This window comes from Pedobacter sp. Bi126, from assembly GCF_918698245.1.
Classification (GTDB): Bacteria; Bacteroidota; Bacteroidia; order Sphingobacteriales; family Sphingobacteriaceae; genus Pedobacter.
The window spans coordinates 737,440-764,191 of sequence record NZ_CAKKMS010000002.1; the positions used below are offsets into that span (position 1 = coordinate 737,440).

General features: G+C 37.1%; 27 protein-coding genes. 16 read left to right on the top strand and 11 right to left on the bottom strand.

Annotation, left to right across the window (positions count from 1 at the left end; translation table 11 throughout):
- Positions 1-51 precede the first annotated feature (51 nt).
- A complete protein-coding gene (gene prmC / locus LQ201_RS08195) occupies positions 52-912 on the top strand; it encodes a peptide chain release factor N(5)-glutamine methyltransferase (protein ID WP_230141131.1) in 861 nt (286 codons plus the stop codon).
- Positions 913-1,039: 127 nt separating this feature from the next.
- Here prmC and xerD read toward each other — a convergent pair whose 3' ends face one another.
- Positions 1,040-1,939: a site-specific tyrosine recombinase XerD gene (gene xerD / locus LQ201_RS08200; protein WP_230141133.1), complete on the bottom strand. Its 900-nt coding sequence runs from the start codon at positions 1,937-1,939 to the stop codon at positions 1,040-1,042.
- 49 nt (positions 1,940-1,988) lie between these two features.
- Between xerD and aroQ the strand changes: the two genes are divergently transcribed.
- On the top strand, positions 1,989-2,405 hold the full coding sequence (gene aroQ / locus LQ201_RS08205; RefSeq protein ID WP_230141135.1) for a type II 3-dehydroquinate dehydratase: 417 nt from the start codon (positions 1,989-1,991) through the stop codon (positions 2,403-2,405).
- Positions 2,406-2,592: 187 nt separating this feature from the next.
- Here the strand turns inward: aroQ and LQ201_RS08210 are convergent, their stop codons facing one another.
- Positions 2,593-3,606: a glycosyltransferase family 2 protein gene (locus tag LQ201_RS08210; RefSeq protein WP_230141137.1), complete on the bottom strand. Its 1,014-nt coding sequence runs from the start codon at positions 3,604-3,606 to the stop codon at positions 2,593-2,595.
- Positions 3,607-3,611: 5 nt separating this feature from the next.
- Entirely contained in the window at positions 3,612-4,484 is an 873-nt protein-coding gene (locus LQ201_RS08215; RefSeq protein ID WP_230141139.1) for a lysophospholipid acyltransferase family protein, read from the bottom strand.
- Positions 4,485-4,523: 39 nt separating this feature from the next.
- Between LQ201_RS08215 and LQ201_RS08220 the strand changes: the two genes are divergently transcribed.
- From LQ201_RS08220 to bioB, 6 genes are all read left to right on the top strand, one after another.
- Positions 4,524-5,135 carry a WbqC family protein gene (locus tag LQ201_RS08220; RefSeq protein WP_230141140.1) on the top strand — a complete coding sequence of 204 codons (612 nt, stop codon included), beginning with the start codon at positions 4,524-4,526 and terminating at the stop codon, positions 5,133-5,135.
- 3 nt (positions 5,136-5,138) lie between these two features.
- Positions 5,139-6,260 carry a magnesium/cobalt transporter CorA gene (corA, locus tag LQ201_RS08225; protein WP_230141142.1) on the top strand — a complete coding sequence of 374 codons (1,122 nt, stop codon included), beginning with the start codon at positions 5,139-5,141 and terminating at the stop codon, positions 6,258-6,260.
- A gap of 52 nt (positions 6,261-6,312) precedes the next feature.
- Positions 6,313-6,555 carry a type II toxin-antitoxin system ParD family antitoxin gene (locus LQ201_RS08230; RefSeq protein ID WP_230141144.1) on the top strand — a complete coding sequence of 81 codons (243 nt, stop codon included), beginning with the start codon at positions 6,313-6,315 and terminating at the stop codon, positions 6,553-6,555.
- Entirely contained in the window at positions 6,555-6,851 is a 297-nt protein-coding gene (locus LQ201_RS25720; RefSeq protein WP_371823039.1) for a type II toxin-antitoxin system RelE/ParE family toxin, read from the top strand. Before LQ201_RS08230 ends, LQ201_RS25720 begins: the two co-directional genes overlap by 1 nt.
- A gap of 51 nt (positions 6,852-6,902) precedes the next feature.
- Positions 6,903-8,252 (top strand): magnesium transporter, encoded by a 1,350-nt coding sequence (mgtE, locus tag LQ201_RS08235; RefSeq protein WP_230141146.1) that lies wholly within the window; start codon positions 6,903-6,905, stop codon positions 8,250-8,252.
- Positions 8,253-8,363: 111 nt separating this feature from the next.
- Complete coding sequence (gene bioB / locus LQ201_RS08240) at positions 8,364-9,365, top strand: biotin synthase BioB (protein ID WP_230141149.1); 1,002 nt, start codon at positions 8,364-8,366, stop codon at positions 9,363-9,365.
- Between the two features lie 246 nt (positions 9,366-9,611).
- Here bioB and LQ201_RS08245 read toward each other — a convergent pair whose 3' ends face one another.
- The gene (locus tag LQ201_RS08245) at positions 9,612-10,022 is read right to left on the bottom strand and encodes an organic hydroperoxide resistance protein (RefSeq protein ID WP_230141155.1); all 411 of its coding nucleotides are present in this window, start codon (positions 10,020-10,022) and stop codon (positions 9,612-9,614) included.
- Positions 10,023-10,141: 119 nt separating this feature from the next.
- Complete coding sequence (locus tag LQ201_RS08250; protein WP_230141157.1) at positions 10,142-12,301, bottom strand: FUSC family membrane protein; 2,160 nt, start codon at positions 12,299-12,301, stop codon at positions 10,142-10,144.
- A gap of 755 nt (positions 12,302-13,056) precedes the next feature.
- On the opposite strand from LQ201_RS08250, the gene LQ201_RS08255 reads away from it, so the two are divergent.
- Complete coding sequence (locus tag LQ201_RS08255; RefSeq protein ID WP_230141164.1) at positions 13,057-14,409, top strand: PhoH family protein; 1,353 nt, start codon at positions 13,057-13,059, stop codon at positions 14,407-14,409.
- 139 nt (positions 14,410-14,548) lie between these two features.
- Here LQ201_RS08255 and LQ201_RS08260 read toward each other — a convergent pair whose 3' ends face one another.
- Entirely contained in the window at positions 14,549-15,760 is a 1,212-nt protein-coding gene (locus tag LQ201_RS08260) for a TCR/Tet family MFS transporter (RefSeq protein WP_230141166.1), read from the bottom strand.
- A 448-nt stretch (positions 15,761-16,208) separates the two neighbouring features.
- Here LQ201_RS08260 and gyrA point away from each other — a divergent pair, with 448 nt between their 5' ends.
- From gyrA to LQ201_RS25725, 5 genes are all read left to right on the top strand, one after another.
- On the top strand, positions 16,209-18,788 hold the full coding sequence (gyrA, locus tag LQ201_RS08265) for a DNA gyrase subunit A (RefSeq protein ID WP_230141169.1): 2,580 nt from the start codon (positions 16,209-16,211) through the stop codon (positions 18,786-18,788).
- Between the two features lie 26 nt (positions 18,789-18,814).
- Entirely contained in the window at positions 18,815-19,903 is a 1,089-nt protein-coding gene (locus tag LQ201_RS08270; protein WP_230141171.1) for a tetratricopeptide repeat protein, read from the top strand.
- Between the two features lie 99 nt (positions 19,904-20,002).
- Entirely contained in the window at positions 20,003-21,148 is a 1,146-nt protein-coding gene (locus tag LQ201_RS08275; RefSeq protein WP_230141173.1) for a lipopolysaccharide assembly protein LapB, read from the top strand.
- 158 nt (positions 21,149-21,306) lie between these two features.
- Positions 21,307-22,008 carry an endonuclease V gene (locus LQ201_RS08280; protein WP_230141175.1) on the top strand — a complete coding sequence of 234 codons (702 nt, stop codon included), beginning with the start codon at positions 21,307-21,309 and terminating at the stop codon, positions 22,006-22,008.
- Positions 22,009-22,070: 62 nt separating this feature from the next.
- Positions 22,071-22,226, top strand: coding sequence for a PLD nuclease N-terminal domain-containing protein (locus LQ201_RS25725; RefSeq protein ID WP_167343635.1), 156 nt, complete (start codon positions 22,071-22,073; stop codon positions 22,224-22,226).
- 7 nt (positions 22,227-22,233) lie between these two features.
- On the opposite strand, the gene LQ201_RS08285 is transcribed toward LQ201_RS25725, so the two are convergent.
- The 5 genes from LQ201_RS08285 to LQ201_RS08305 all read right to left on the bottom strand — a co-directional run bounded on the left by LQ201_RS08285 (position 22,234) and on the right by LQ201_RS08305 (position 25,416).
- Entirely contained in the window at positions 22,234-22,578 is a 345-nt protein-coding gene (locus LQ201_RS08285; RefSeq protein ID WP_230141178.1) for a hypothetical protein, read from the bottom strand.
- Positions 22,579-23,472, bottom strand: coding sequence for an oxygen-dependent coproporphyrinogen oxidase (gene hemF / locus LQ201_RS08290; protein WP_230141180.1), 894 nt, complete (start codon positions 23,470-23,472; stop codon positions 22,579-22,581).
- A 113-nt stretch (positions 23,473-23,585) separates the two neighbouring features.
- A complete protein-coding gene (locus LQ201_RS08295; RefSeq protein ID WP_230141182.1) occupies positions 23,586-24,818 on the bottom strand; it encodes an MFS transporter in 1,233 nt (410 codons plus the stop codon).
- Positions 24,819-24,920: 102 nt separating this feature from the next.
- Positions 24,921-25,142: a coproporphyrinogen III oxidase gene (locus LQ201_RS08300; RefSeq protein ID WP_215128697.1), complete on the bottom strand. Its 222-nt coding sequence runs from the start codon at positions 25,140-25,142 to the stop codon at positions 24,921-24,923.
- A gap of 127 nt (positions 25,143-25,269) precedes the next feature.
- Complete coding sequence (locus LQ201_RS08305; protein WP_230141184.1) at positions 25,270-25,416, bottom strand: hypothetical protein; 147 nt, start codon at positions 25,414-25,416, stop codon at positions 25,270-25,272.
- 112 nt (positions 25,417-25,528) lie between these two features.
- Between LQ201_RS08305 and LQ201_RS08310 the strand changes: the two genes are divergently transcribed.
- Complete coding sequence (locus LQ201_RS08310; protein WP_230141186.1) at positions 25,529-26,014, top strand: DUF4442 domain-containing protein; 486 nt, start codon at positions 25,529-25,531, stop codon at positions 26,012-26,014.
- 11 nt (positions 26,015-26,025) lie between these two features.
- A complete protein-coding gene (locus tag LQ201_RS08315; RefSeq protein ID WP_230141197.1) occupies positions 26,026-26,655 on the top strand; it encodes a helix-turn-helix domain-containing protein in 630 nt (209 codons plus the stop codon).
- Positions 26,656-26,752: the final 97 nt, after the last annotated feature.

Sequence of the window (26,752 nt, forward strand, 5' to 3'; positions counted from 1 at the left end):
GGCCTTATCAAAAGAGAGTCGTTATCATCCCAATTAAGTAATTTTGTAAATATGAAGATAGGAGAACTAGCGACGCATTACGAACTCGAACTTGAGCCTTTATACGATAGTAATGAAGCAAAAGCATTATTTGGTATTGCTGCCGAGCAAGTTTTGGCTTTATCTTCAGCTAAATTGATCATGCAAAAAGATATCGATATCAGCTTTATCAATATGCAGAAACTTTTGAGCATCCTTAACGATTTGCAGATCGGAAAACCGATTCAACATATTTTGGAAGAAGCCCATTTTTACGGTGCTGTGTTTAAAGTTAATGAACAGGTGCTTATTCCGAGGCCAGAAACAGAAGAACTGGTAGATTGGATCATTTCAGATAACAGTTCGCAATTTTTAGTTAATACTAACCATAAAATGAGTATTCTTGATATTGGAACCGGCTCTGGATGCATTCCCATCACACTTAAAAAACATTTGTCAAAAGCTGAAGTATCAACACTGGATGTTTCTGCTAATGCCATCGCTGTAGCCAAAGAAAATGCTGAACAGATCAATGTGAGGATCAAATTTATTGAAGCAGACATTTTGACTTTCAAATCTGAAGAAAAATTTGATATCATCGTAAGTAATCCACCCTATATCAGAGATTTAGAGAAAGCGGATATGCATAATAACGTGTTGGTGTACGAACCACATTTAGCATTATTTGTTCGTGACGAAAACCCCTTAATATTTTATAAAGCTATTGCTGATTTTGCAAGAACAAACTTAAAACCCAACGGGCAACTTTATTTCGAAATTAACGAATATTTAGGCAACGAAACGATTGAAATGCTAGCAGATAAAGGCTTTATTAATATTGAGTTAAGACAAGATATGCAAGGTAAAGACAGGATGGTGAGGGCAGGGATTTAAGCTATTTGAGGTCAGAGGCAGGAAGTTAGAAGATTTGTTGCTGAGGACTAAAATCCCTCGGCGTTCGTCCTCCTGAACTTGTTTCAGGATCTATAATTAAAGGCGCTTTAGTCTTTCTGCTCTTCAATTAAGCCCTCGGATGAAACTGTGTAATTACCTCTCTTAAATAATCTCTATCAATGTGCGTATAAATTTCTGTAGTGGTAATACTCGAATGGCCAAGCATTTCTTGTACGGCACGCAAATCGGCACCACCTTCAATTAAATGTGTGGCGAAAGAATGCCTTAACGTATGTGGACTGATTGTTTTCTTTAGTCCGGTAGATATAGCCAGGCTCTTAATCAGGTTAAAAATCGAAATACGCGAAAGTTTAGCGCCAAAACGGTTTAAAAAGATGAAATCTTCATGCCCCTTTTTAATATTAGCATGCACACGTACTTCGTTAATGTAAATATCGAGCAGTTTTAAGGCTACGCTTCCGATGGGCACTAAACGTTCTTTATTTCCTTTTCCAATTACTTTTATAAATTCGATCTGTGGGAACAGATTTGAGATCCTTAATTCGGTTAATTCAGTTACACGCAAGCCGCAGCCATATAACACTTCCATAATGGCTTTATTGCGCATGCCCTCAGGCTTTGAAGCATCTATGGCAGAAATAAGTTCGTTAATCTCGTAAATGTTCAATGTATCGGGTAATTTTCTGCTGAGTTTTGGCGCCTCAAGCAATGCCGTAGGATCATTTGAAATTATATCTTCGAGCATTAAATAAGCGAAGAAAGCTTTTAATCCTGATATTACCCTAGCCTGTGTACTGGCTTGCATACCCAGTTCATTTAACCAAGAGATAAAGGATTTTAGATCAATTATGGTAATGTCAGTTAGTTTACGCTCTTCGTTTAAAGATTGAAAATACTGGATCAATTTATCAATATCGCTCAGATAGGCATCAACAGAATTACCAGATAACGACCGCTCTAACTTTAAATACGATTTAAATCCTTTAATATATGATGGCCAAAGCATGCTTTTATTTGAGATTTTTTATAACATTGCAACGTTACAACATTATATTATGAAAATACAAATTATTAACGGCCCAAACTTAAACTTATTAGGTGTACGCGAGCCATCTATATATGGGAGCACCAGTATTGAAGATTATATTAAAGAATTAAAAACGGTTTATCCGGATATAGAAATTGAATACTATCAGAGTAATGTTGAGGGCGAAATCATTAATAAATTGCATGAAGTTGGTTTTAGTTATGATGGGGTAGTGCTTAATGCAGGAGGTTACACCCATACTTCCGTGGCCATTGCTGATGCGATTGCAGCTATTAAAACCCCTGTGGTTGAGGTACATATATCTAATATTTATGCGCGGGAAGAATACCGTCATGTTTCTTTAACCGGTAAAAACTGTCAAGGTGTTTTAACTGGCTTTGGTATGAATGGTTATCGTTTAGCTATTGAAAGTTTGCTGATTTAATCTATTCTGATATTAATTCTGTCAGATGGCAACATCTGACAGCACGCCAAATCAAAAGAAATCCGCGGTCGTCATTTCGAGCGAAGTGCAACGCAGTCGAGAAATCTATAATGGCTAATTAAAAAGATTTCTCCATTCCGCTACCGATGAAAAATCGGTGAGCTTCAGTCGAAATGACGCAAGGTTCTTACTTCAAGTTCGAAAAATATTTAATTTTCTTAATAAAAAACGCCCAAACAACGCTGTTGTTATATACTCCAGCATGTTGACTATATGCTTTTTGAACAGCCTTCCGCTTTTTGTTCGTTTTTGAAAGCGATTTAAGAAAATGCCAATGACCTTTAGTTACGGCCATTGTAAATTTAGGTTTTCCGGTTAGCAAAAAGTGCCACCACGCAATAAAATCAATAAACATCCTGATCGTAATTCGGAAAATGGCATCACTGGCAGGAAGGTTTTTCTGCATAATGATGAGGTTGTTTCTGAAATTGAGATAAGTTTTAAAAGGATTCTCCGTTTGCAAAGTTCCACCGCCTACATGGTAAACTTCGGCGTCCGGACAGTACATTATTTTATAATTCAGGTTCTTTAAACGCCAGCACAGATCTATCTCCTCCATATGAGCAAAAAGATCAGCATCTAAACCGCCCGCTTCCTGCCAGCATTTGCTTTTAATAAAAAATGCAGCTCCACTGGCCCAAAAAACTTCCGTTTTATCATTGTACTGACCATTATCTAGCTCATAGACATTAAATAGCCTGCCTCGGCAGAAAGGGAAAGAATAGATATCAAGATACCCCCCAGCAGCGCCTGCATATTCAAACTGTTCTTTATTTAGCTGCCATTTAATTTTAGGCTGTGCTGCCGCAATCTGTGTATCGCTTTCCATTAAATCAATTACCGGCTTTATCCAATTGGGAGTTACCTCTACATCCGAATTGAGTAGGATAAAATAATCAGCCTCAACACGTTCTAAAACCTTGTTATAGCCTGCAGCAAAACCGTAATTCTGGTCGTTCTGGATTATTTTAACGCTGGGAAAATTTTCTTGTAAAAACAAAACTGAATCATCGGTGGAAGCATTATCGCCCACAACAATTTGCAGATTATCATATTCAGAAAGCAAAATTCCAGGTAAAAACTGCTGTAAATATGCTTTTCCATTCCAGTTTAAAATTACAACGGCTACTGATGGGTTCATTCTTCTTATTCGGGTTTAAATTTCCAGCGTTTATGGCTCCAAAGCCAATATTGAGGCTGTTCTTTGATAATATTTTCTAAAAACTTAAAGTGCAGATCAGTAATCCCGAATTCGTGCATTCGTTCCGGGTCGAGGCACATGGGCAAAACTTCTATATGGTAATAGCCTTTTTTAACTACGCTAACTTTAAAATAGTATATTGGTCTTTTAGTAGATTTTGCAATTTTTTCTACACCTAAAAGTGCGGCAGTGGGCTGGTGAAGAAAATCTACATAATATTTGGTTTCCTCTCTGGTTGGCGATTGGTCACTTGCAAAACATAAAAGTGTGGGTTCGTTTTTATAAGCGGCTATCCCACGCAAAGTTTGCCGCATGGCGATAAAAACATTCCCATATTTTGTTCTCGCACAATCAAACCACTTTCCAAAAACCTTATTGCCAATGGGTTTATAAATTACCATCGTTTTGGCAGAGATATTTAAACCTAAGGCTAACGTGCCCAATTCCCAGTTACCATAATGGCCTGTACAAGCCAGCACACTTTCTCCAGCCTTAAAATGAGTTTCTACTTGTTCCAAACCAGTAAATTTTACCCGTTTTAAAGTTTCAGCTCTTGAAATACTGGCCATTTTAATAATTTCGAAAATAAGTTCAGCCAAATAGAGGAAGAATTTTTTCTCAATAGCCTTAATTTCAGCTAAAGGTTTTTCGGGAAAAGAGTGGGTTAAATTCTGCCTGACAACTTTTTTTCTATAGCCTATTACGTAATAAAGCAGATAATATAGTAATCTTGCAAAAAAAAAGAGCAAAGATAAAGGCAGCAGCGATAACAGGTATAAAAAAAATACGCCAACGTGCGCAATCCCTCTTTTAATCATTATTTTTAAAACGTTTCAACTACAAACATAAATTTTCAAATGCAGAATACAGCTATACTTCCATTATTTTATCTTCCACCAGTAGGCTATTTTAGTTTATTACAAAAGCTAGAGGTAGATTTTTTAATCGAAAAACATGAACATTTAGCGAAGCAAACTTACCGCAACAGGGCCAGTATTTATTCTCCAAACGGAAAACTCGATATTACCGTTCCTGTGGTTAAAGGTTCAAAAACACACACGCAAATGAAAGATGTGCGGATTAGTTATGACTTTAAATGGCAACGTTTACATTGGTTGAGCTTAGAAAGTTGCTATAGAAGTTCAGCCTATTTTGAGTTTTATGAAGATGAGCTTTCACGGTTTTATAATCAAAAATTTGAATTTCTTTTCGATTATAACCTCGAATTGGTAGAATGGCTCTCCAAAAAGTTAAAGCTCAATAAAAGCTTCGAAGTTACTACCGAATATTTTGATAATATTGCTCCTGAGCTGGATTTTCGTACCATTATGAATCCTAAAAAGGAGGACGATATTGTAAAAAACAAGCCATATTATCAGGTTTTTGAAGATAGACATCAATTTTTGCCCAACTTAAGTATTGTTGATTTGTTGTTTAACCAGGGCCCGCAAGCCCGGCTATATTTATAAAGTATGGGAAAAAACAAGCCGCGTAACCGCCATAAGCACTATAAAGTTCCAACCCCAGGTACCAGCCCGGGTTTATACACTATTGATGAAGACGCATTAAAGCCAGTTATTGTACTTCATATTTATAACGATAAAAGTTATAAAAAAGTGGAATTGGAGAATATCAATAATATTGATAAACTGATTGAAAATAAAGATTTCTGCTATTGGTTTGACATTAAAGGATTAGCAGATCCCAATATATTCGAAACACTTTATTCAAAGTTGGGTATCAGCAGGCTTGTATTAGAAGATATTACCAGTTCTTACCAGCGCCCCAAGCTGGATGAATATGATAATGATAAGTACATTTTTGCAGTGAGCAGGCATCTGTTTTTAAATGAGGAGAATGTTTTAAATAATGATCAGGTTTCTTTTATCCTGTCAGAACGTACCTTGATTACCTTTCAGGAAACTTATGCCGATTGTTTTGAGCCCGTAAGAAAACGTTTGGAAATAGGGAAGGGAAACATTCGTATAGGTGGCATTAGCTACCTGATGTATGCCATTATGGATGTGATAGTGGATAATTATTTTTCCTTGTTAAATTTCTGGGGCGAAGAGCTGGATGCTATTGAAGACCGTTTATATGATCATCCTGACCGGAGAATCATGTACGATACACAGGCGATTAAAAGGTCGTTGATCATGATCCGAAAAGTAGCCTGGCCGGAGCGGGATAAACTGAATGATATTATCCGTACCGATAGTCCATTAATATCAGATCTCACTAAAACCTACATGAAGGATGCCTACGATCATTGTATCCAGATCATTGATTTTATCGAGTCATTAAAAGAGATCGCTTCAGCCAATATTGATATGAATTTATCCATTATCAGCAACCGGATGAACGAAATCATGAAGGTTTTGACCATCATTTCGTCCATATTTATTCCATTAACCTTTATTGCAGGGATTTACGGGATGAACTTTAGTAGGGAAGACCCTGCAACCGGAAAGATATTAGAAGACAATATGCCTGAATTATACGCCGAACATGGTTATTTGTACACCTGGATTGTAATGGCTGTGATTGCGATTTTGCAGGTAATTTACTTTTGGCGTAAAGGTTGGTTTAAATAGTATTTTGTATCTATACCAATTATTGGTATATTTAAGGTAAATACATATAGTTATGGGACGAAATACATCAATACTGCTAGGCGATCATTTCGATAATTTTATCAGCGAAAAAATCGCCTCCGGGAAATTTAGTTCTGCCAGTGAGGTAATTAGAACAAGTTTAAGGCTGTTAGAGGAAGAAGAGAAGCAAATCGAATTGCTGCGTGAAGCGCTAAAAATAGGAGAGGAAAGTGGGTTCGTAAAAAAATTCGACCCTGCAAAGCATTTACAGGAGTTGCACCGCAAGCATTTATAATGGTTACCTACCGTATTAGTGAACTTGCGCAGATAGATCTGGAAGATATTTGGTTATATACATTTAAGAATTGGTCTAAAGATCAAGCAGATAGATATTACGGTTTATTACTTAGTGAATGTGAATATCTATCAAACCATTTTGAACATGGTAAGATAATGGATCACATATTAAAGGGGTATAGGTGTTCGGCGGTTAAATCGCATTTAATATTCTATAAGCTGGGAATGGATGGCTTAGTGGAAATAATCAGAATATTACATCAAATGACTAACATTAAAAGTCACTTATTGTAAAAATCAATTTTTAATATTTGTAGCTTTAGGGCGTTTTTGGTTAGGTTATAGATGCAGTCATTCGAAATAGATAAAAGCGACGTACTCAAGGTTAAAAATGCAATTTTAGCTGGTGATGAAACTTTAAAAGTAGTTTTAGAGGAGTATCATGCCTCAGAAATCGCGATTTTGTTTGAGCGTTTAGATAAATCTGAGCAGCGGCACATTATCAACCTGCTTCCCGCAGAAATAGCTTCTGAGATTATTTCTGAGATGGATGAAGAATCCCATCCGGAAGATTTACTTTTTGAGCTCCATCCCGATAAACGTACGGAGATTGTTGAAGAACTGGATTACGATGATGCGACCGACATCATTTCGCAACTGGAGGATCATGAGCAGAAAGAGATTTTAGAAGACCTTACCGAAGATCACGCCACAGAAATCCGGAATCTTTTAACTTACGACGAAAAAACTGCGGGTGGTTTGATGAATACGGAGCTGATCTGTGTAAACATCAACCTTACTAAAAAAGATGCAATTGACGAGATCATCCGGCAGAGTGAAGAAATGGAGGAGTTTTACACCATTTATGTGGTGGATGATGAGGAGATTTTTAAAGGTATTGTTTCTTTAAAAGACATTATTAAAGCAAAACACAATGCCAAAATAACTGAATTGGTTAAAATAGACGCAGTTTATGTGCACCCCGATACCGATCAGGAAGAAGTGGCGAACCTAATTTCTCAATATAACTTAACCAGTATTCCAGTAATAGATGATCACCAGAAATTACTCGGTAGGGTAACATTCGATGATGTGATCGATGTAATGGAGGCTGAAAGTACCGAAGATATCTTGAAAATCTCGGGGGTATCAGAAGATGAAGAATTGAGCGGTAACTGGGTAGAAGCGGTAAAATCGCGTTTGCCATGGTTAATTATCAACCTTGGTACAGCATTTTTAGCTTCATCTGTAGTACGTTATTTCGATCCAACCATTAAGTTAATTCCTTCCTTAGCGGCCTACATGACCATTATTGCTGGGATGGGTGGAAATGCAGCTACCCAGGCACTTGCCGTAACCGTAAGGCGTATTTCACTTTATGACTTGACTGATAAACAGGCCTATCGTACGGTTTTAAAAGAATTTACCGTAGGTTTAATAAATGGTGCATCCAATGGATTAATCGTATTTATTTTTGCTTACTTTTTTGATGGAAACCCAATGCTTGGATTGGTTATCTTCCTGGCTATGACGGGCAACCTGATAATTGCAGGCATTACTGGCGCTGGTATTCCGTTAATTTTAAAACGGGTTGGTATCGATCCCGCCATTGCATCATCTATAATTATTACTACTTTTACCGACGTTTTTGGTTTCCTATTAATTTTAGGATTGGCCAGCAAACTTTTACTATAATCAGGATTTACTTGATTTTAGGATTTCAAGATTTAAAGCTTGCAAAACTAAATTGAGCGCCTGTTAATTTAACTTAGACTACAAACTTTAAATCTATAAAATCTGATCCCGATGCAAAAAACAAGACACGATTGGACAAAAGAAGAAATATACGAAATTTATAACAAACCATTTTTAGATCTGGTTTACGAAGCCGCAAGCATCCATAGAGAAAATAAAGATTACAATGAAGTTCAGGTAAGTTCATTAATCTCGATCAAAACTGGAGGTTGTGCTGAAGACTGTTCATATTGCCCACAGGCAGCCCGCTACCATACCGAATTAGAAGTTCAGCCATTGATGCAGGTTAGCCAGGTGGTTAGCGCCGCAGTTAAGGCAAAAGAGGGGGGCGCATCACGTTTGTGTATGGGAGCAGCATGGCGCGAAGTACGCGATAACCGCGATTTTGACCGTGTGATTGAAATGGTGAAAGCCGTGAACGATATGGATATGGAAGTTTGCTGTACTTTAGGCATGCTTACCGAAAACCAGGCACAACGTTTAGCTGATGCGGGTTTATATGCATATAACCATAATATTGATACTTCTGAAGATGATTACAAACGTATTATCTCGACCAGAACTTACGATGATCGCTTAAATACCATAAAAAATGTTCGTAAAGCCAAATTAACGGTATGTAGTGGTGGTATTATCGGTTTAGGTGAAACGGTAGAAGACCGTGTTTCAATGTTGCAGACTTTATCGAACATGGAAAAACATCCTGAATCAGTTCCCGTTAATGCTTTAGTACCCGTAAAAGGTACTCCTTTGGAAAATCAGCCACGTGTTCCAATCTGGGATATGGTGAGGATGATTGCTACGGCACGAATCGTAATGCCAAACTCTGTGGTGCGTTTATCAGCTGGTAGAAACGAAATGAGCACCTTAGAACAGGCTTTTTGCTTTATGGCTGGTGCAAGTTCTATTTTTGCAGGCGATAAATTATTAACTACGCCAAATCCTGCATTTGTTGATGATATGGCCATGTTTGAATTGCTGGGACTAAAAACCCGCGACGCCTTTAAAAATGGCAGACCAGCAAATACAAGAATTGAACAGGAAGCGGTTTAATCAAAAAATATAAACTGATATCTTTGTGTCAGTTGTTTCCAACAGACACAAAGATAGATTTCAACTCATAAATACTGTAAATGAAAAAGTCCCGACTAAAATCGGGACTTTTTGTTTTAGGGTAATTTCGGTGTTGGATGTGGTGGTGTCAGATATCCGTGGTGTCGGTTGTTTCCAACTGACACTAAGTTCAATCTTATTTTGTAATTCTGCTTAAACAGTCAGATGGTAACATCTGACTTCACTTTACACAGCCGTTACCCTTACCTCAATATTTCCTCTGGTTGCTTTAGAATACGGACATGCCCTATGCGCTTTATCAGCGAGGGCCTGTGCTTCTTCATGCGAAATCCCTGGAATGTGTACATCAAGGTCTGCAGAGAGCGCAAATGCATTACCATCTTTATTAAATGAAACCAATACTTTCACATTTGCTTCACTTATATCAACACCTTCTCGCTCCGCTACACCACCTAAGGCTCCCAAATAACATGGCCCCCAGGCAGCAGCAAATAATTCTTCTGGGTTTGTGGCACCTCCTTGCCCGCCAAGCTCTTTTGGCTTTCTTAAATCGAAATCTAAAATTCCATCGCTCGATTTGATATGTCCGTCTCGTCCTCCAGTAGCTGTAACTTCAGCCGTATATAGCTTTTCCATAATGTTTTCTTAATATGGATACTTAACAATTTTTAATAGCCTTTGTTTTTAATACAAGGTATTTGATAATTTAAATCTTGAACCAATGCAGCATGATTACTTGCGTAATAAAATTCGATTTAAATCTTGATTTTCACTGATAGCTTATAAATATCGTAAGCTACCTTCTGGATAAGGTCGAATTGCTCAGGAACCAAATCTTCTCCTTTTTTAATAGCTAAACCGTTATCATTTAGTCTGATTAGCGGTACATTCTCAATTGTGCTGGCGCCTTTCTCCAGATTTTCAATAGACGTATCCAATAAATAATTGGTATTGTTGGCAATAGGCTTCAAGGAATCGAAACTTTCGAAGGTAAATTGATGTTCCTTATTGTAGAGCGAAAGTGTTGCAACATAAGAAGACAATAAATGGCTGAGCGCTGTAAACTGATGTACCTCTTTAATAAACAACTGTTTGCTTTTTGGTTCAGAAAACATTCTTTGAAACAGAGAGGCCAAGTTCGCCGTACTTACATAAACTTCTTTCCGGGCCAGTTTATATTCCGTTCTATTGTAATTTTTCTCAAAATACAATTTAATCACCTGTCCATAATAAGCCTTATTAGCCCTTAAAATATCGAGCATGGCCTCTTTGAGTTTTTCATGCTCCCAAGTCGGGAATAAAGAATAACTGGCCAATAGCGCAATACCAGAGCCTATAAAAGTATCATAAATCCTTTCACGCGCCAACGCTATCGATCCCATACCCAGAAAATCGAATAGGATTAAGATATATGGCGTCATAAAAAGTACACTCACTACGTAATTTTTCCTTTGGAAACTGTAACAGCCAATCATGCAGATTAATAGGATCACAAATAAAGTATTCCGATCGTGGATATAAGTAATCACCCCCATACCAATAAACGCCCCAATCGTGGTACCGATTAAACGCTGATAATTACGTTCTTTGGTTAAACTAAATCCCGGTTTCGAAATTACCAGAATGGTAAGGAGAATCCAGTAGCTATGTGAGAAATTGAGAATCTGAGCCACGATAAAACCCAAAAGCATCACCACAGTAACCCGTAACGAATGCCTGAAAGTAGAAGAAGTATAGGTCAAATTCTCTGTAAATAGTTTAAAATCGAATTTTTGCCTGGTAATAAATTTCTCTGTATCTACCTCAGCTTGTCTAATATCTTTGCTGTTTCTGATTTTAAAATAACTGAAAATAGTTTTAACCCTTGATAGTATATTTTCGATGTTCACCTCAATATTTTTCAGAGCGATTATGCCTAAGGTATTGTATTCCTGATTTTGATTGTTCTTTTCCAGGTCGTTGATTTTGATCTTTAACCTTTCAATCTCAATCAATAAACGTTTTGAAACAACGGGCATTCCACCACTTTTTAAGGCAAAAGCAATATCATCAAGGGCGTAAGAGATCCGCTTAATGGCCATTTCATAATCTGATAATATACCTGCTTTATCAAACTGATCGTGCAAATGCTGGTAATTATAATAGGTAGACATTACCTGCTCGAACAGATCGACCATATCTACAAATACCAATAACAAAAATCTGCCCTCAGGAGTAGAATCCCTTACAATTTCGCGGGTTCTAAAAAGCAATTCTCTTACCGCATCCTGTTTTTCATGAACAGAAACCTGAAGCTGCAACAGATCTGAATAGGTTTTATCGTAATTGTTATTTTGATGATAGAACTTGGCTTTTTCGCGTAGAAACTCTGCAACTTCCAGGATAGAATCACTTAACGATTGCTGCACCAAACGGAAGGGGCGTAAGCGGTACACAAAATAACTTAAGCCAGTATACCAAAGGCTGCCTATCAGGATCATAACCGCATGTAGCAATACTTCTTGCCATGGGCGTACGTCGTCAATGCTTAATACCATAATCAGTAAAACCGCGGTACCAACCGATGCAGCTCTAATACCGTAGATGTAAAACATCGAAAATACAAAACTGGATACAGCCAATAAAAAGCCGATAAAATAATGGTTCTTATTGGTTAACCCCGTTATGATAGAGAAGGTAAAGATGAGCGCAGTAGTAATCAGCATTGCATTTCTTCGGTGCACCATTGGCCCCGGACTATCTACCACACTTACACATAAAGCGCCTAGCGATAAAGTCATACCGTACTTTAACATGCCAAACTGGGCAAGAATTAAAGAGGGGAGCAGTACACCAATGGTGATGCGGAGACCGTCGGCAAAATACGTACTCAATAAAAAGTCTTGTATATTTCTAATGGGTTGCCTAATCTGCATGATACAAAAATAACATAATAGCGAAGTTTTTTGTTGCGATTAAAATAAGTTTTTTGCTTTTTATAAACTTTTAAGCAGAAAATAGGTAATATCTTGACTAACAAAATATTATGAATTGTTTATAAGTGTGATTTTAGAAATGTTGATAACCTAATCGAAAATCCACAAAAAGCGCTCAAAACGATATTTTTAACAATACTAAGCTGTTGATAACCAGCAATTTTAAGTGGATAACTTTGTTTATAAAAACACTCATTTTTCTCTTGACAAACGCGTGTTTTCCAACTAAATTAGATCATATCAAATACGAAGTACTTTGAATTCTGATAAAACAATCCAAAAGAGATAAAGAACCGAAAGGGGAATTGTTTCGGAGTGTTTACAGGGAAAACGATTAATTTCAGAAAGGGTTAAACCGAGTAAGGATATATATAACCATCGCAAGATTGGATCATAAGAAAATCGCACAGGCCCAAACAGAGATTATTGAAAACTAGGAAGTTTACGGACGGAGGAGTTGGAAATAAATTTTCACGAATCGCAAAAGTTGCAAAACCTAACGATAACGGAAAAATCAAAGTAACAAGAATTAGATGCTTTAAAATGCGACTACGGTTGTTTTTAGAGTTAAAACGGGGAACTGAATCGAAAGAAGAAGAACCCCGTTTTTATTTTGCCTTAAATTTTGATCTTTCGATCAAAAAAAGAATAGCGAATCTTTCCGCATATTATCCCTAAAATATTAAATTTACCAAATGGCCAAAAAAGGTAAATCAATCTCCAATCCATCAAAAAAGATATTCGTTTTAGATACCTCGGTTATTTTGTACGACCATGATGCGATAAATAACTTCCACGAGCACGATGTAGCTATTCCCATTCAGGTTTTAGAAGAGCTCGATAATTTTAAAAGCGGTAACGATACCCGGAATTTTGAGGCCAGAAGTTTTATCCGCCTTATTGATGAAACTTCAAAACAAAAACTCATCAGCGATTGGATTTCGTTAAAAAGCCCTGATTCAGGAAAATTTAAGGTGGTTTTAAATGAAAAGCCTTTAACTATAAACGCAGAAGAAGTGTATGGAAAAGGCAAAACAGACCATAAGATTTTAAATGCTGCATTAAGTTTAAAAGAAGAATATCCCGATAAGAAAGTAGTACTGGTATCGAAAGACATCTGCCTGAGGTTAAAAGCAAAAGCTCTGGATTTAAATGCAGAAGATTACGAAACGGGTAAAATTAAAAATGTAGATGAGCTTTACGCCGGAAAGACCGAAATAGCCAACTTTCCGGTGGAAATTATAGATGAAGTAAAAAAACAACTTTTTATTGATGCTAATGAGGTAGAACTGCCACCTAAAAATGGCAATCACTTTTATATTTTAAGGAATAAGAGAAAAACAGCAAATGTATTTTATAACAACAGTTTAAAAACAATTTCAGCAGTTTCTACTGATCCTATATTTAAAATCAAACCTAAAAATATTGAACAGGCATTTGCCATTCATGCGCTTTTGGATCCTGAAATTAAGCTGGTGAGCATACAAGGGAATGCCGGAACAGGCAAAACACTATTGGCTTTAGCAAGCGCTTTAGAACAGCGTAAAAACTTTAGACAGATTTATGTTACCCGGCCAATCGTTTCCCTGAGCAATAAAGACATCGGTTTCTTGCCAGGCGATGCAAAATCGAAAACTGATCCTTTTATGGCGCCAATCTGGGATAATCTGCGGTTTATTAAAGAGCAGTTTATCGGCGATGATAAAATGTCGGAAAAGATTGATGAACTGATTTTAACCGAAAAAATAGCGATTGCGCCATTGGCTTTTATCCGGGGAAGAACGCTCACCAAAATTTTCTTTATTATTGATGAGGCACAGAATTTAACACCCCATGAAGTGAAAACGATAATTTCGAGGGCGGGCGAATATACCAAAATAGTTTTTACCGGCGATATTTACCAGATTGATACACCATACCTAGATTCTGAAAGTAATGGTCTGTCTTATTTAATCGAAAACGCTAAAAACCACCCGCTGTATGCCCATATTACCTTACATAAAGGCGAGAGGAGTGAGTTGGCAAATTTGGCTAATGAGTTGCTTTAAGCTTTTCTTCCCCGTTCATCTAGCAGAAAAGAACTACAATAGTTACGTCACCCTAAACTTGTTTCAGGGTCTTCATTCAAACAGGGCAGGTTTTTAGGCTGCGTCTACTTTAGTGAACGATGACCGCGCTTAAGACTTACTAATGGTATTTCTTCAAGCTCCTTAAACAGATAAACAATCCGATTAAAGTTAACGCCGCGCTCAATATAAACGGTGCGCCCGGAAAATAAACCGGAGCCTTGCCTTCGATAAAATAAGCAAATATATGTGTCATTACCCAAGGGGCAAATATGGCCGCTAAACTTTGTAAACCTGTTAAAACGCCCTGCATTTCGCCTTGTGCATTCGAAGGCACCTGATTCGAGATTAAGCCCTGCATGGCCGGTCCGCAGATTCCGGCTAAACCATAAGGAAGCATAAAAGCAAACATCATCCAGCCCTTGCTTGCAAAAGCAAAAGCGATGAAGCCTATGATGTATAAAATGAGACCAAAGTAAACCGCTTTCTTTTCTCCGATTTTGGGAAGGATCACCCTTATTAAACCACCTTGAACAAGGCCCACAACCAAACCCACAAAACCTAATGAATAGCCTACCCATGCAGCATCCCATTTAAATTTCTCCATGGTATAAAATGTCCAGTTGGATTGAACTGCGTGACTGGCAAAATATAGTAAGAATAAGGTAGCCATTAAGCCCAATAATGCAGGGTATTTGCCAATGCTTAACAACGAGCCGATTGGATTTGCCCTTTTCCAGTCAAAAGCCCTCCGTTTTTCAACAGGTAAAGATTCTGGCAGTATAAAATAACCGTAAAGCCAGTTAATTAAAGATAAACCTGCAGCAATCATGAAAGGGACCCGCGTACCAAAATGGCTAAAAGCGCCACCTAAAACCGGACCTAAGATAAATCCAACACCAAATGCTGCACCAACCAGGCCAAAATTTTGCGCTCTTTTTTCTGGAGGCGAAACATCAGCGATATATGCCTGTGCGGTTGTAAAACTTGCACCTGTTATTCCTGCAATAATCCTTCCTACAAATAACCAAACAATAGAAGGGGCGAAAGCTAAAAAGATGTAATCGATACCTAAACCAAACAAAGAGCTTAATAACACGGGCCTTCGTCCGTACCGATCGCTCATTGCTCCGATAATTGGCGAAAATATAAATTGTACTGATGCATATGCAAGGGTGAGCCAGCCGCCATATTCTGCAGCTAAACCGAAGCCACCGCCAGTGAAATCCTGAATAAGTTTTGGTAAAACCGGAATGATCAGCCCAAAACCTGTAAAATCGATCAGGAGGGTAACCATAATAAAACTCATTGCAGATTTCTTTCCGTTTGCCATTATATGTAATTTGAAACGCAAAAGTATCAGAATTAGTTAAGATTGTAAATTTTAGTTCTCTACAAACTCAATTACAAACCTCGTATGTTTTTGAAACCTGCGAGGTTTAGATCCAAATATGAAATACTGTCCTTTGTTTATAAACCTGATATAGCGAATAGCCCACAATGAGGTACGAATGAGGACTTGTAGCGATAGCAGGACTGCAGACCGCCACTGAAACAGAACCTCACATTTACAAAAAAAACTCACAACCCATTTTTTTTGTAAATGCTGTAAAACTCGTTAAACTGGCCCTCAATAAATTAAAATCCCATCGGGAGTAAAAAACCTATAACAAAGGTCAAAACTTTTCCACAATGCCTTAATTCGGCTAAATTTTGTTAAATTCGCAAGGTTATAGTAATACCCTTTTTAATATCGTTTTAACTAGCGAGAATAATAATTTATGGCAGAAGATTTAGAAAATCAGCAGAACGACAAAATCATTCAAATTAACATAGAAGAGCAGATGAAATCGGCCTACATTGATTACTCAATGTCGGTAATCGTATCGAGGGCTTTGCCTGATGTACGTGATGGATTGAAACCGGTACACCGCCGTGTTTTATATGGTATGCTCGATCTTGGTGTAACCAGTAATAAACCACATAAAAAATCTGCCCGTATTGTAGGGGAGGTTTTAGGTAAGTATCACCCACATGGTGATGCATCTGTATACTTTACTATGGTTCGTATGGCTCAGGATTGGAGCTTACGTTATCCAATGGTTGATGGACAAGGAAACTTTGGTCACATTGATGGTGACTCTCCGGCTGCAATGCGTTATACCGAGGCACGTTTTTCGAAAATAGCCGAAGAAATGCTTGCCGATATCAATAAAGATACTGTAGATTTTCAGTTAAACTTTGATGATACCTTACAAGAACCAACCGTTTTACCTGCAAAAATCCCGAACTTATTGGTTAACGGATCTTCTGGTATTGCGGTAGGTATGGCCACCAATATGGCACCTCACAACTTAACCGAAGTAATTGATGGTGTGGTAAGCTATATCGATAATAGAGATATTACGATCGAGGAATTGATGAAGTTTGTAAAAGCTCCAGATTTCCCTACCGGTGGTATTATTTATGGTTATACGGGGGTAAAAGAAGCTTTCGAAACAGGTCGTGGCCGTATTGTAATGCGTGCAAAAGCCGAAATCGAGAACATTAAAGACCGCGAGGTAATTATTGTTACCGAAATTCCTTACCAGGTTAACAAAGCACAGATGATTGAGCGTACTGCTGAATTGGTTGGCGAGAAAAAACTTGAAGGTATTTCGAACATTAAAGACGAATCGAACAAAGATGGTATCCGCATCGTTTACGAAATTAAACGTGATGCAAATGCTTCTATTGTTTTAAACAACTTATATAAGTATACCGCATTACAAACTTCTTTCAGTGTAAATAACATTGCATTGGTAAAAGGCCGTCCACAAATGTTAAATCTTAAAGATTTAATTGTGCATTTTGTGGATCACCGCCATGATGTAATTGTTCGCCGTACCCGTTACGAATTGGCAGAAGCCGAAAAACGTGCACACATTTTAGAAGGTTATTTAATTGCTTTAGATCATTTAGATGAGGTAATTAAATTAATCCGTGCTTCCGAAACCCCTGAAGATGCCCGTTTAGGCTTGATGGAAAAATTCGGACTTAGCGATCTTCAGGCACGTGCGATTTTGGATATGACGCTTCGTCGTTTAACAGGACTAGAGCGCGATAAGATCAAAGAAGAGTATGCAGAGTTAATGAAAACCATCGAGCATTTAAAATCTATCTTAGCAGATGAAGGTTTGCGTATGCAGATCATCAAAGATGAGTTAGCAGAAATCCGTCAGAAATTTGGTGATGAACGTAGAACAACTATCGTTCACTCAGCCGAAGATATGAGCATGGAAGATTTCATCGATGATGAAGAAGTGGTAATCACCATCTCTCACGAAGGTTACGTAAAACGTACGCCGGCAACCGAATTTAGAGCACAGGGTAGAGGCGGAAAAGGATCTAAAGGCAGCAACTCACGAAATGAAGATTTTATTGAACACATGCTTGTGGCCACAAACCACAATTATATGCTGTTCTTTACCGAAGCCGGAAGGTGTTTCTGGTTGAGGGTTTACGAAATTCCAGAAGGTTCACGAACCAGTAAAGGAAGAGCGATCCAGAATATTATCAATATCCCGAAAGAGGAAAAAATTAAAGCCTACATTAAGGTTAAAAACCTGAAAGATCAGGAATACTTAGAGAACAATTTCATCATTATGTGTACTAAAAAAGGTACCATTAAGAAAACTTCTCTTGAAGCCTATTCACGTCCACGTGTAAATGGTATTAATGCCATCAATATTAATGATGGTGATGTATTACTGGAAGCTTGTTTAACTAACGGACAAAGCGAAATTGTAATGGCATTGCGTTCTGGTAGAGCGATCCGTTTCAACGAAAGTACGGTTCGTCCGATGGGTAGAACAGCTACCGGCGTACGCGGTGTTAGGCTTGCACACGATCAGGATGAAGTTGTTGGCATGATTGCTGTTAACAATCCTGAAGTTACAGTGTTAGTAGTGTCAGAAAAAGGATACGGTAAACGCACAGATATTGAAGATTACCGTGTAACTAACCGTGGTGGTAAAGGGGTAAAAACAATTAATGTTACTGAAAAAACTGGACAATTAGTTTCAATAAAAGACGTTACAGATAGCGAAGATTTGATGATCATTAACCGTTCAGGTATTGTAATCAGAATTCCGGTATCAGCATTAAGGGTAATGGGCCGTGCCACACAAGGGGTTCGTTTGATATCATTAAAAGGTGATGACGAAATTGCGTCGGTTACTAAAATTGATCACGAAGAAGATGAAGAAGAAACAGTAGATTTAACAGATGTTGTAGTTACTGACGGTGAAGAAGTGGAAGCAGATACTACTCCCGAGGCTGATGATACTGAAGAAGAAGGCGAAGCGGAAGAAGAAAATTAACTAAAAATAAGATTAGAATAAAAATTATGAAAAGAGTATTTCTAAGTATAGTTCTAGCAGGTGCGGTAAGCTCTGCATTTGCTCAGAAAAGTGAAGTAACCGCGGCAAAAAACGACTGGGGTTTATTCCAGCTAACTTCTTCAAGTGCATCAACGCCATTGGCAAAAAAGCTTGAAGCGTTAGCAAAAGGCTTGGCCCATACCGACAAAGCAATTGCTGATGAAAAATCTAAAGTAATGCCTGAAGCATGGTCGTACCGCGCTTTATTCGCTTCTTCTGCAGCTATTCTGGATTCAACAAGCACTGCAAATGCCGATGCAAACCTAAAAATTGCTCAGGATGCAGTTGTTGAAGCCAAGAAATTGGATACAAAAGGAAGTGAAAAAGATAATATTAATTTAGCTGAAACCAATATTAGCAACGCAGTTAGAAATGGTGGTGTAATTGCATACAATAAGAAAGATTACAAAACTGCGTATCAAAAATTCGTGGCAGCAACAGTAATCAATCCAAACGACACCGCTATGTATCTGAATGCGGGTATTGCGGCCAGACTTAGTGAGGATTATCCAAACATGATTAGCCAATTCAAAAAAGTAATCTCTTTGAATTCTCCACAGTCTAAAGATTTATATTCTGAGATTATCTCAACCACATTAGCAAAACAAAAAGATACAACAGCTGCTTTGGCTGTTATTAAAGAAGCTTCTGCTAAATTTCCTGAAAATACCGACTGGATTAAAACCGAAACCCAGATTTATATTGATAGGGGTGATGCTGCCAAATCTGAGCAAATGCTGGTTGCTTTAGCTGCAAAAGAACCTAACAACCCTAACTATCAGGTTCTTTTGGGCAACATCTATTTCAGTCAGGCTTTAAAATTACAAGCCGATAGAAATAAAATCGATCCTAAAAAAGTGAAAGAGTTTAACGAAGTAACAGGTAAAATGAATGCGCTGTTAGATAAATCTCTTCCTTTTTATAAAAAAGCACTTGAGGTTGATGCCAAAAATCAAGGTGCATTAGAGACCTTGAAAACGATCTATGCTTTTAGAAATGATACTAAAAATTACGAAGATATCAAGAAACGTTTAGACGCATTGCCTAAACAATAATTTATTGACCGATCCAAAAAAAGAGCTCTGAAATTTCGGGGCTCTTTTTTTTATGTTTATTTTTATGGTTTATTACGGTTTTACCACATTATTTATATTATGCAGAATTGCCTTAAAATATCATTAACCGCTTTAATTTTCGTTTCTTTTAATGCTGTAGCGCAAAAAAGTCAAATTCTTATCGCCAGAAATGCTGTCGGTAAACTACAAGCTTCAATTGCCAATAAAGAAGATGAAAAAAAACAGTTATCGATTATTACAGAAGGCTTAAAATCAATAGAATCAGCTGAGAAAGATAACAAAACTAAAAACTGGAGTGAAACCTGGTCTATTAAATCCTATCTTACTTCTTTCGCTTCAATAATTGATACAGATCCCAATAATGCGAATAAATTTTATGATTCAGCTGTTGAAGCTGTAGCCAAAGCCAAATCTTTAGATCGTTATGATGATAATGGCGGCCTTATTAAAGCCTCTAATCATAATATCCTCATCAAAAAACAGGAAAAAGGTAATGAAGCTTTTTTTAATAACGATTTTAAAGAAGCATTTGCTGATTTGAAAGAAGTATGTGATAATTTCCCTGCAGATACCACATTGGCGTTAAATACAGCAATTTGCGCATTAAATATCCAGTCTTACGACGAATCTTTAACCTATTTTAAACGTGCAAAAGAAAACGGAATCAGAAATCCATCGGTTTTTCAGAAAATGGCGCAGATGTATGTGGTGAAATCAGAAAATGAAACCGCTATCAAAACTTTGGAGGATGGACTTGTGCTTAATCCGTTCAATCGCTTTTTAACAAATGATTATATCAATCTATTACTTGATACCGAGAATTATAGTAAAGCTCAGGGATTAATCGAAAACAATTTAAAAGTAGAAAAAGGGAACAAGCTACTTTATTTTCTTTACGGTTATCTGCAACAGGTTGCTGGAAATAACGCCACCGCAATTTTGGCTTATGATAAAGCTTTGTCTACAGATCAAAATTATTTTGATGCATTATACCAACTCAGTTTGGCTTACATCAATACAGCCAATGAAACCCTGAGCAAAAATGATGCTGATAAAACAGAAAAATATAAAGGCCTGATCAATCGTGCACAGTTTGCTTTGCAGCGCGCAAATGAAATTAACCCGAACGATAAAAAAACAGTACAGTTGCTGATCGATATCTACACTAAAAAGGGAGTAACGAACAAAGTACAAGAGCTTAACCGTAAACTTCAAGAACTATAATTTTATTAAGTAATTTATAAGAATAGGGTAGTATTAGGAGAACAAACTTAACATAATATTAATTATAAGACATAATATAAAAATGACTTATATGATAACGATTAATTAATATAATACAATAATAAAACAATAATCATTAAGCGTTTGTAATAATAACCATGTACGATCACTACAGCTTCGAAGATGCTACCGCTTACCAAATTGAATTAGCCAAACAGTTAAATTTTCAGTCACTCAACAAAATTGAAACTATTGCTGGCGCAGATATTTCATTTAATAAAAACAGTACAACCATGTACGCAGGAATTGCAATCTTAACTTATCCTGAAATGGTTTTAAAATCATTTGCATTAGAAACTTACGAAACCAGTTTTCCTTATAAAGCAGGGTTTTTAGGCTTTAAAGAAGTTCCGGCATTATTGAAAGTTTGGGAACTGATACCCAATAAACCGGATGTTGTAGTGCTTGATGGAAACGGAATTTTGCATCCACGCCGTATGGGTGTTGCTTCGCATTTTGGAATTCTCGCTAACCAAACCACAATTGGCTGTGCTAAGAGTCTTTTACATGGACAAAATCACCAGCCTCAAAATGTCAAATTTAGTACTGCAGAAATTAAAAATAATGCTGGCGAAATGCTTGGTTTTGCATTGAGAACAAAGCGCAATTGCGCACCTGTCTACGTTTCTGCCGGTCACTTAATTACGCAAGAAGAAAGTTTAAATACAATTAAAAAATCTGTTGGAAATTATCGTATCCCCGAACCAACACGCCTGGCTCATAACCTGGTAAACGATTTCAGGCTTGGCAAACTAGAAGCTGGCTTTCATGAGGTGGCGCCATCTTTAACATTGTTTTAAAATGACTATATTTACGTATGAACGCTTATTTTATAATTCTCGCTATTGTTGTAATGCTTATCATGTTGATAAACATTTACGTTATTTTAGACATTTCGAAATTTCCATACAATAAAAGACGACAAAAGTGGATGTGGACCAATGTTGTATTGTTCTTGCCTCTTTTTGGGTCTTTAATTTATTTTTTGGTTGGTAAAAAAATACTTGGCGAAAATTAACCCCGAATTAATTCAAACTACAATTCTCCAAATCACCGTTCCAATTTTCTTTTTCATTGGTTAAAATTTCTAGAGAATCTATTTTACAGTTCGTAACATCCAAACAATAAGTTAATTCATTTTTCAGGTTCGGAGCAGTTAGTTTTACTTCAGCACTGAGTAAACCGTTTTCAAATTTTTCTTCTTGAAATTCCTTTAGGTAGACAAAATTTATGTAAAGACCTGTACCGGTTATTTTAGTCGTGTCGATCCTTATAAAATCTAAGTGCCCAGACAAATAGCCGAATTTCTCTAAATTATCTTTTATTATTGTTTTAAGTAGCAGGAGCTCAAATTCTTTTAATTCGGTCATTTAGATCCAGTTAATTCCTTTTTTAAGCAGTTGTACCGTTTTGTATTCTTCAGAATTAATTTCCGGCTGAACATTATAGCCCCAGTTAGCCTGTGGTGGTAAACTCATTAAAATAGATTCTATCCGTCCGTTGGTTTCCAAGCCGAATTTTGTTCCAGAGTCGTAAACTAAATTAAACTCTACATAACGACTACGGCGCTGATATTGCCATTGTTTCTGGGCTTCGGTATATTCTTTATCGCGGTTACGATCAATCAGTTCAGTATAAATTGGCAAAAATGTTTCACCAATATTAATAGAGAAATCTAAGATCTGCTCCCATGATAAATTCGTGTTTTCAGGCTTTAGTCTATCATAAAAAATACCGCCAATACCACGGGTTTCTTCACGGTGTTTAATGAAGAAATAATCATCGGCATGTGCTTTAAATTTGGGATAAAACTCAGCGCTGAAGTCTTCGCAAGCCTGTTTTAATTTATGATGAAAAAAACGGGCATCGTTTTCGAACACGTAATGTGGTGTTAAATCTATACCACCGCCAAACCATCGCGTTTCTTCATTGAGTTCAAAGTAACGGATATTCATATGGATAATCGGAACCAGCGGATGATTTGGGTGAATCACAATTGAAACACCTGTGGCAAAAAAATCATCTTCGGTTACATTAAAGGCTTTTTTTACGGCTTCGGGCAATTTACCGTGTACCGCAGAGAAATTTACGCCACCTTTTTCGATAATTGCACCATTTTGCATAATCCGGGTACGTCCGCCTCCCCCACCGTTTCGCTCCCAGCGTTCTTCTTCAAATTTTCCTTTGCCATCGGCAATCTCTAATCCCCTGCAAATTTCATCCTGTATTTGCTTATACCGTTCTGCTACTTCTTCTTTAAACATGATGATTTTTTTCTATTTCCATACAAATTTAAAGGTATTCAAGCAGCTATATTGATTTATGTTTAGATAGTACATTTTATTGACATTGTTTTTAGTCAGAAGCCAGGAGATTATTACTCTTCTAAATAATCCAAATCTTTGTTGAAACTTTCTTTTAATTGGCTCAAACCAAACATCGCAATCAGGGTTAATATTCCCATTACTAAATATCCGGCAGTAATTAATCCGTATTTATGGGTTAAAAATTCGAATAAGAATGTAATAGGAATTAATGCGCCCCTTACAAAATTAGGTGCAGTTGTAGTTACAGTAGCCCTTATGTTTGTGCCGAACTGCTCTGATGCAATGGTAACAAATGTGGCCCAATAACCTACAGAGAAGCCCATAAATAGACAGATCCAGATGAAATTGCTACCCGTTAAGCCGAAACTGGTTAAATAAACAACCACACTCGCAACAGAAAGCAAGTGGAAAATAAAGACTGTTTTTTTTCTCGACTTTAATACCTGAGAGAGTAAACCTGTAACCACATCGCCTATTGCAATTCCAAAATAGGTAAACATAATGCCGGTACCAGCTTTTAGTGGTTCTGTCGCACCTAAAGCTTTACCAAATTCTGGCGCTAAGGTAACCAGGATTCCCACTACAAACCATAACGGAATACCGATTAAGATACAATAGAGATATTTCGAAAAACGTTTCCAGTTGTTAAACAGCATTAAGATATTTCCTTTTGATACTTCTGTTTGGTTAGCGGCGTGTTTAAACATGCCCGATTCGAAAGTGCCAACACGTAATAAAAGCAGTACCAAGCCCATTCCGCCGCCTACAAAGTAGGAGGTTTGCCAGGTAAATTCGGCAGCTACAGTTGCCGCAACAGCAGCACCTAATAAACCCACTGCACCAACAATCATGGTTCCATACCCGCGTTTTTCTTTATCCATGGTTTCAGCAACCAAAGTAATCCCTGCACCAAGCTCTCCAGCTAAACCTATACCGGCAATAAACCTGATGATGGCATAACTGTTAACCGATGTAACAAAACCATTGGCAATATTGGCCAATGAATATAAAAGGATTGAACCAAAAAGAACTTTGATCCTTCCCAGTTTATCGCCCAGTATGCCCCATAAAATTCCGCCTAAAAGTAGACCGAACATTTGAGAATTGATGATCAAAAAGCCATCAGATTGCATATTTACCTGAGAAACACCAATTTCAGTTAAACTTTGAACACGAACAACAGAGAATAAAACAAGATCGTAAATGTCTACGAAGTAACCCAGAGCAGCTACAATAACTAAGAAAATTACATTGCGGTTGTTTGCTTTTGCTTGAAGATCCATTTAATTATTTGGTTTAAACGCTGAAAGTACGCAATAACACAAATATTTAAAATAGATTTTTAAAATAAAAGCCACTCTTGTTTTAGAGTGGCTTTTATTTTCCTACATCGGAGGATTTTTTTTTGTAGTATCAGGTGGCATTTTAGTCGTGTCAGGCATTTTTTTAGAGGTTGTGTCTGGCATCTTTTTAGTCGTATCCATCATTTTTGTAGAATCCGTCGCAGTACTGTCTGAAGAACCAGCCATATTTTTAGACGAATTGCATGCTGATGTGGCTATCATAAGAGAACCCGCAAAAGCAAGACTTAAGATTATTTTTTTCATAGTTTTTATTGTTATCTATCAACCTAACAACCTTATAATCATTTGGTTTTATTTTTTTTTATTTCTTATTGCTTATTTTTCACCCATCGCATTGATTATTAATGTATTGTGAAACAAAATAAATGCATTATTCAGGGTGGATCTTTAACTTATTCAGCAATTCTGGCGATATGTTTTCAGCATATACACCATAACCATTTACCAAAACCCTTTTTAAATTTCCCGCATATGATGAAATGGTATAAACAACCAAGCTATCAGCCGGGTCGGTCATTCCTTCGAAACGGTATTACTTATTTCAAATTCTTCAGGCTTCAGGAATAATATTACTAAAACAAGATCTTCAAAACTTTAAAAGGTGATAAAACTTTCTGATATTAGTGAATATGATTATTTCTCAAAACACCCTGAAATGGGTAATGCGTTTTTACCCACCCCTATTTTTTCAACGCATTTGGGTTCAGAAATTTGAAAATGAATTTAGAAGCTGTACGGTTAAGCTGAGCAAGAGTTTTTTGAATAAAAATTATAACGGTTCTATTTTTGGTGGTACTATTTATGCAGCTACAGATCCGTTTTATGCTTTATTGTTCGATCAGTTAATGCAGCGCAGAGGCTTTAAAGTCCGTGTTTGGCTAAAAAGTGCTTCTATACAATATTTAAAGCCTGGTCGTTCTACATTATACTTTACCATAACTGTAACTAACGAGATGTTGAACGAAGCAGAGCACGCACTAAAAACCGTTGGAAAGTTTGTAAAAGCCTACCCGATGGAAATTACCAATAAGGATGGCGAGCTGTGCGCTACCGTGATGAATGAAGTATATATCCGAAACCTGCATCAGGGCGAAACCCCTAGAGTTGCTTACTAATTTTTTAGATTATGCCGAGTATTAAGAGTTTAATTTTGCAGGGCGAAGGCGTTATGCTCGATTTTAAGAAAACCATTACCAATACCGAGAAAATTGCCAAGAGTCTGGTTGCTTTTGCCAATAACAAAGGGGGGAAACTATTGATTGGTGTTGCTGATGATGGATCTATTAAAGGGGTAAAATCAGAAGAAGAAGAAAAGTACATGATTTTAACTGCAGCGCATCAGTTCTGCAAACCGGCAATTGAGCCTTACTTCGAAGAAATTTATGTTGATGATAAATTGGTATTGGTAGTTAATATCCCTGAAAGTGATACGAAGCCACATTATGCACTCGATGATCAAAAAAAATGGTGGGCTTATATCCGTATAGATGATAAAAGCGTTCTAGCCAGTCGCATTATTCTTGAAGTGTTGAAACAGGAATATAAAAACAATGGTGTACTCATTTCCTATTCTGAAAATGAAAAAAAGCTGCTCGAATACTTGGAAGAGAACGAAAAGATTACGCTGAAAGAGTTTAGTAAATTGTTGCGCAGTTCTTACCGCAAGGCACAAAAAGTTTTGGTTAATTTAATTTTAACCAATGTAATCAAATCGCATACTTCAGAAAAAGAAGAATATTTTACGGCGGTGAGATAAGGTGCTTTTTCTCGATGGTCGTCATCCTGAACTTGTTTCAGGATCTATTTTACGCGGGTTTTAATTATGTAAAAACTAACAAGAAAGATGCTGACCA

What these genes read in the sequence shown, in the direction of transcription:
- LQ201_RS08295 (WP_230141182.1), bottom strand. Translation starts at nt 24,818, where the DNA reads ATGGATCTTCAAGCAAAAGCAAACAACCGCAATGTAATTTTCTTAGTT.
- LQ201_RS08220 (WP_230141140.1), top strand. Translation starts at nt 4,524, where the DNA reads ATGCAGAATACAGCTATACTTCCATTATTTTATCTTCCACCAGTAGGC.
- LQ201_RS25725 (WP_167343635.1), top strand. Translation starts at nt 22,071, where the DNA reads ATGTTGATAAACATTTACGTTATTTTAGACATTTCGAAATTTCCATAC.
- aroQ (WP_230141135.1), top strand. Translation starts at nt 1,989, where the DNA reads ATGAAAATACAAATTATTAACGGCCCAAACTTAAACTTATTAGGTGTA.
- LQ201_RS08255 (WP_230141164.1), top strand. Translation starts at nt 13,057, where the DNA reads ATGGCCAAAAAAGGTAAATCAATCTCCAATCCATCAAAAAAGATATTC.
- LQ201_RS08285 (WP_230141178.1), bottom strand. Translation starts at nt 22,578, where the DNA reads ATGACCGAATTAAAAGAATTTGAGCTCCTGCTACTTAAAACAATAATA.
- xerD (WP_230141133.1), bottom strand. Translation starts at nt 1,939, where the DNA reads ATGCTTTGGCCATCATATATTAAAGGATTTAAATCGTATTTAAAGTTA.
- LQ201_RS08230 (WP_230141144.1), top strand. Translation starts at nt 6,313, where the DNA reads ATGGGACGAAATACATCAATACTGCTAGGCGATCATTTCGATAATTTT.
- mgtE (WP_230141146.1), top strand. Translation starts at nt 6,903, where the DNA reads ATGCAGTCATTCGAAATAGATAAAAGCGACGTACTCAAGGTTAAAAAT.
- LQ201_RS08270 (WP_230141171.1), top strand. Translation starts at nt 18,815, where the DNA reads ATGAAAAGAGTATTTCTAAGTATAGTTCTAGCAGGTGCGGTAAGCTCT.
- LQ201_RS08215 (WP_230141139.1), bottom strand. Translation starts at nt 4,484, where the DNA reads ATGATTAAAAGAGGGATTGCGCACGTTGGCGTATTTTTTTTATACCTG.
- prmC (WP_230141131.1), top strand. Translation starts at nt 52, where the DNA reads ATGAAGATAGGAGAACTAGCGACGCATTACGAACTCGAACTTGAGCCT.
- LQ201_RS08275 (WP_230141173.1), top strand. Translation starts at nt 20,003, where the DNA reads ATGCAGAATTGCCTTAAAATATCATTAACCGCTTTAATTTTCGTTTCT.
- bioB (WP_230141149.1), top strand. Translation starts at nt 8,364, where the DNA reads ATGCAAAAAACAAGACACGATTGGACAAAAGAAGAAATATACGAAATT.
- LQ201_RS08300 (WP_215128697.1), bottom strand. Translation starts at nt 25,142, where the DNA reads ATGAAAAAAATAATCTTAAGTCTTGCTTTTGCGGGTTCTCTTATGATA.
- LQ201_RS08260 (WP_230141166.1), bottom strand. Translation starts at nt 15,760, where the DNA reads ATGGCAAACGGAAAGAAATCTGCAATGAGTTTTATTATGGTTACCCTC.
- LQ201_RS08305 (WP_230141184.1), bottom strand. Translation starts at nt 25,416, where the DNA reads ATGACCGACCCGGCTGATAGCTTGGTTGTTTATACCATTTCATCATAT.
- LQ201_RS08245 (WP_230141155.1), bottom strand. Translation starts at nt 10,022, where the DNA reads ATGGAAAAGCTATATACGGCTGAAGTTACAGCTACTGGAGGACGAGAC.
- LQ201_RS08210 (WP_230141137.1), bottom strand. Translation starts at nt 3,606, where the DNA reads ATGAACCCATCAGTAGCCGTTGTAATTTTAAACTGGAATGGAAAAGCA.
- LQ201_RS08315 (WP_230141197.1), top strand. Translation starts at nt 26,026, where the DNA reads ATGCCGAGTATTAAGAGTTTAATTTTGCAGGGCGAAGGCGTTATGCTC.
- gyrA (WP_230141169.1), top strand. Translation starts at nt 16,209, where the DNA reads ATGGCAGAAGATTTAGAAAATCAGCAGAACGACAAAATCATTCAAATT.
- LQ201_RS08310 (WP_230141186.1), top strand. Translation starts at nt 25,529, where the DNA reads ATGATTATTTCTCAAAACACCCTGAAATGGGTAATGCGTTTTTACCCA.
- LQ201_RS08250 (WP_230141157.1), bottom strand. Translation starts at nt 12,301, where the DNA reads ATGCAGATTAGGCAACCCATTAGAAATATACAAGACTTTTTATTGAGT.
- LQ201_RS08280 (WP_230141175.1), top strand. Translation starts at nt 21,307, where the DNA reads ATGTACGATCACTACAGCTTCGAAGATGCTACCGCTTACCAAATTGAA.
- corA (WP_230141142.1), top strand. Translation starts at nt 5,139, where the DNA reads ATGGGAAAAAACAAGCCGCGTAACCGCCATAAGCACTATAAAGTTCCA.
- LQ201_RS25720 (WP_371823039.1), top strand. Translation starts at nt 6,555, where the DNA reads ATGGTTACCTACCGTATTAGTGAACTTGCGCAGATAGATCTGGAAGAT.
- hemF (WP_230141180.1), bottom strand. Translation starts at nt 23,472, where the DNA reads ATGTTTAAAGAAGAAGTAGCAGAACGGTATAAGCAAATACAGGATGAA.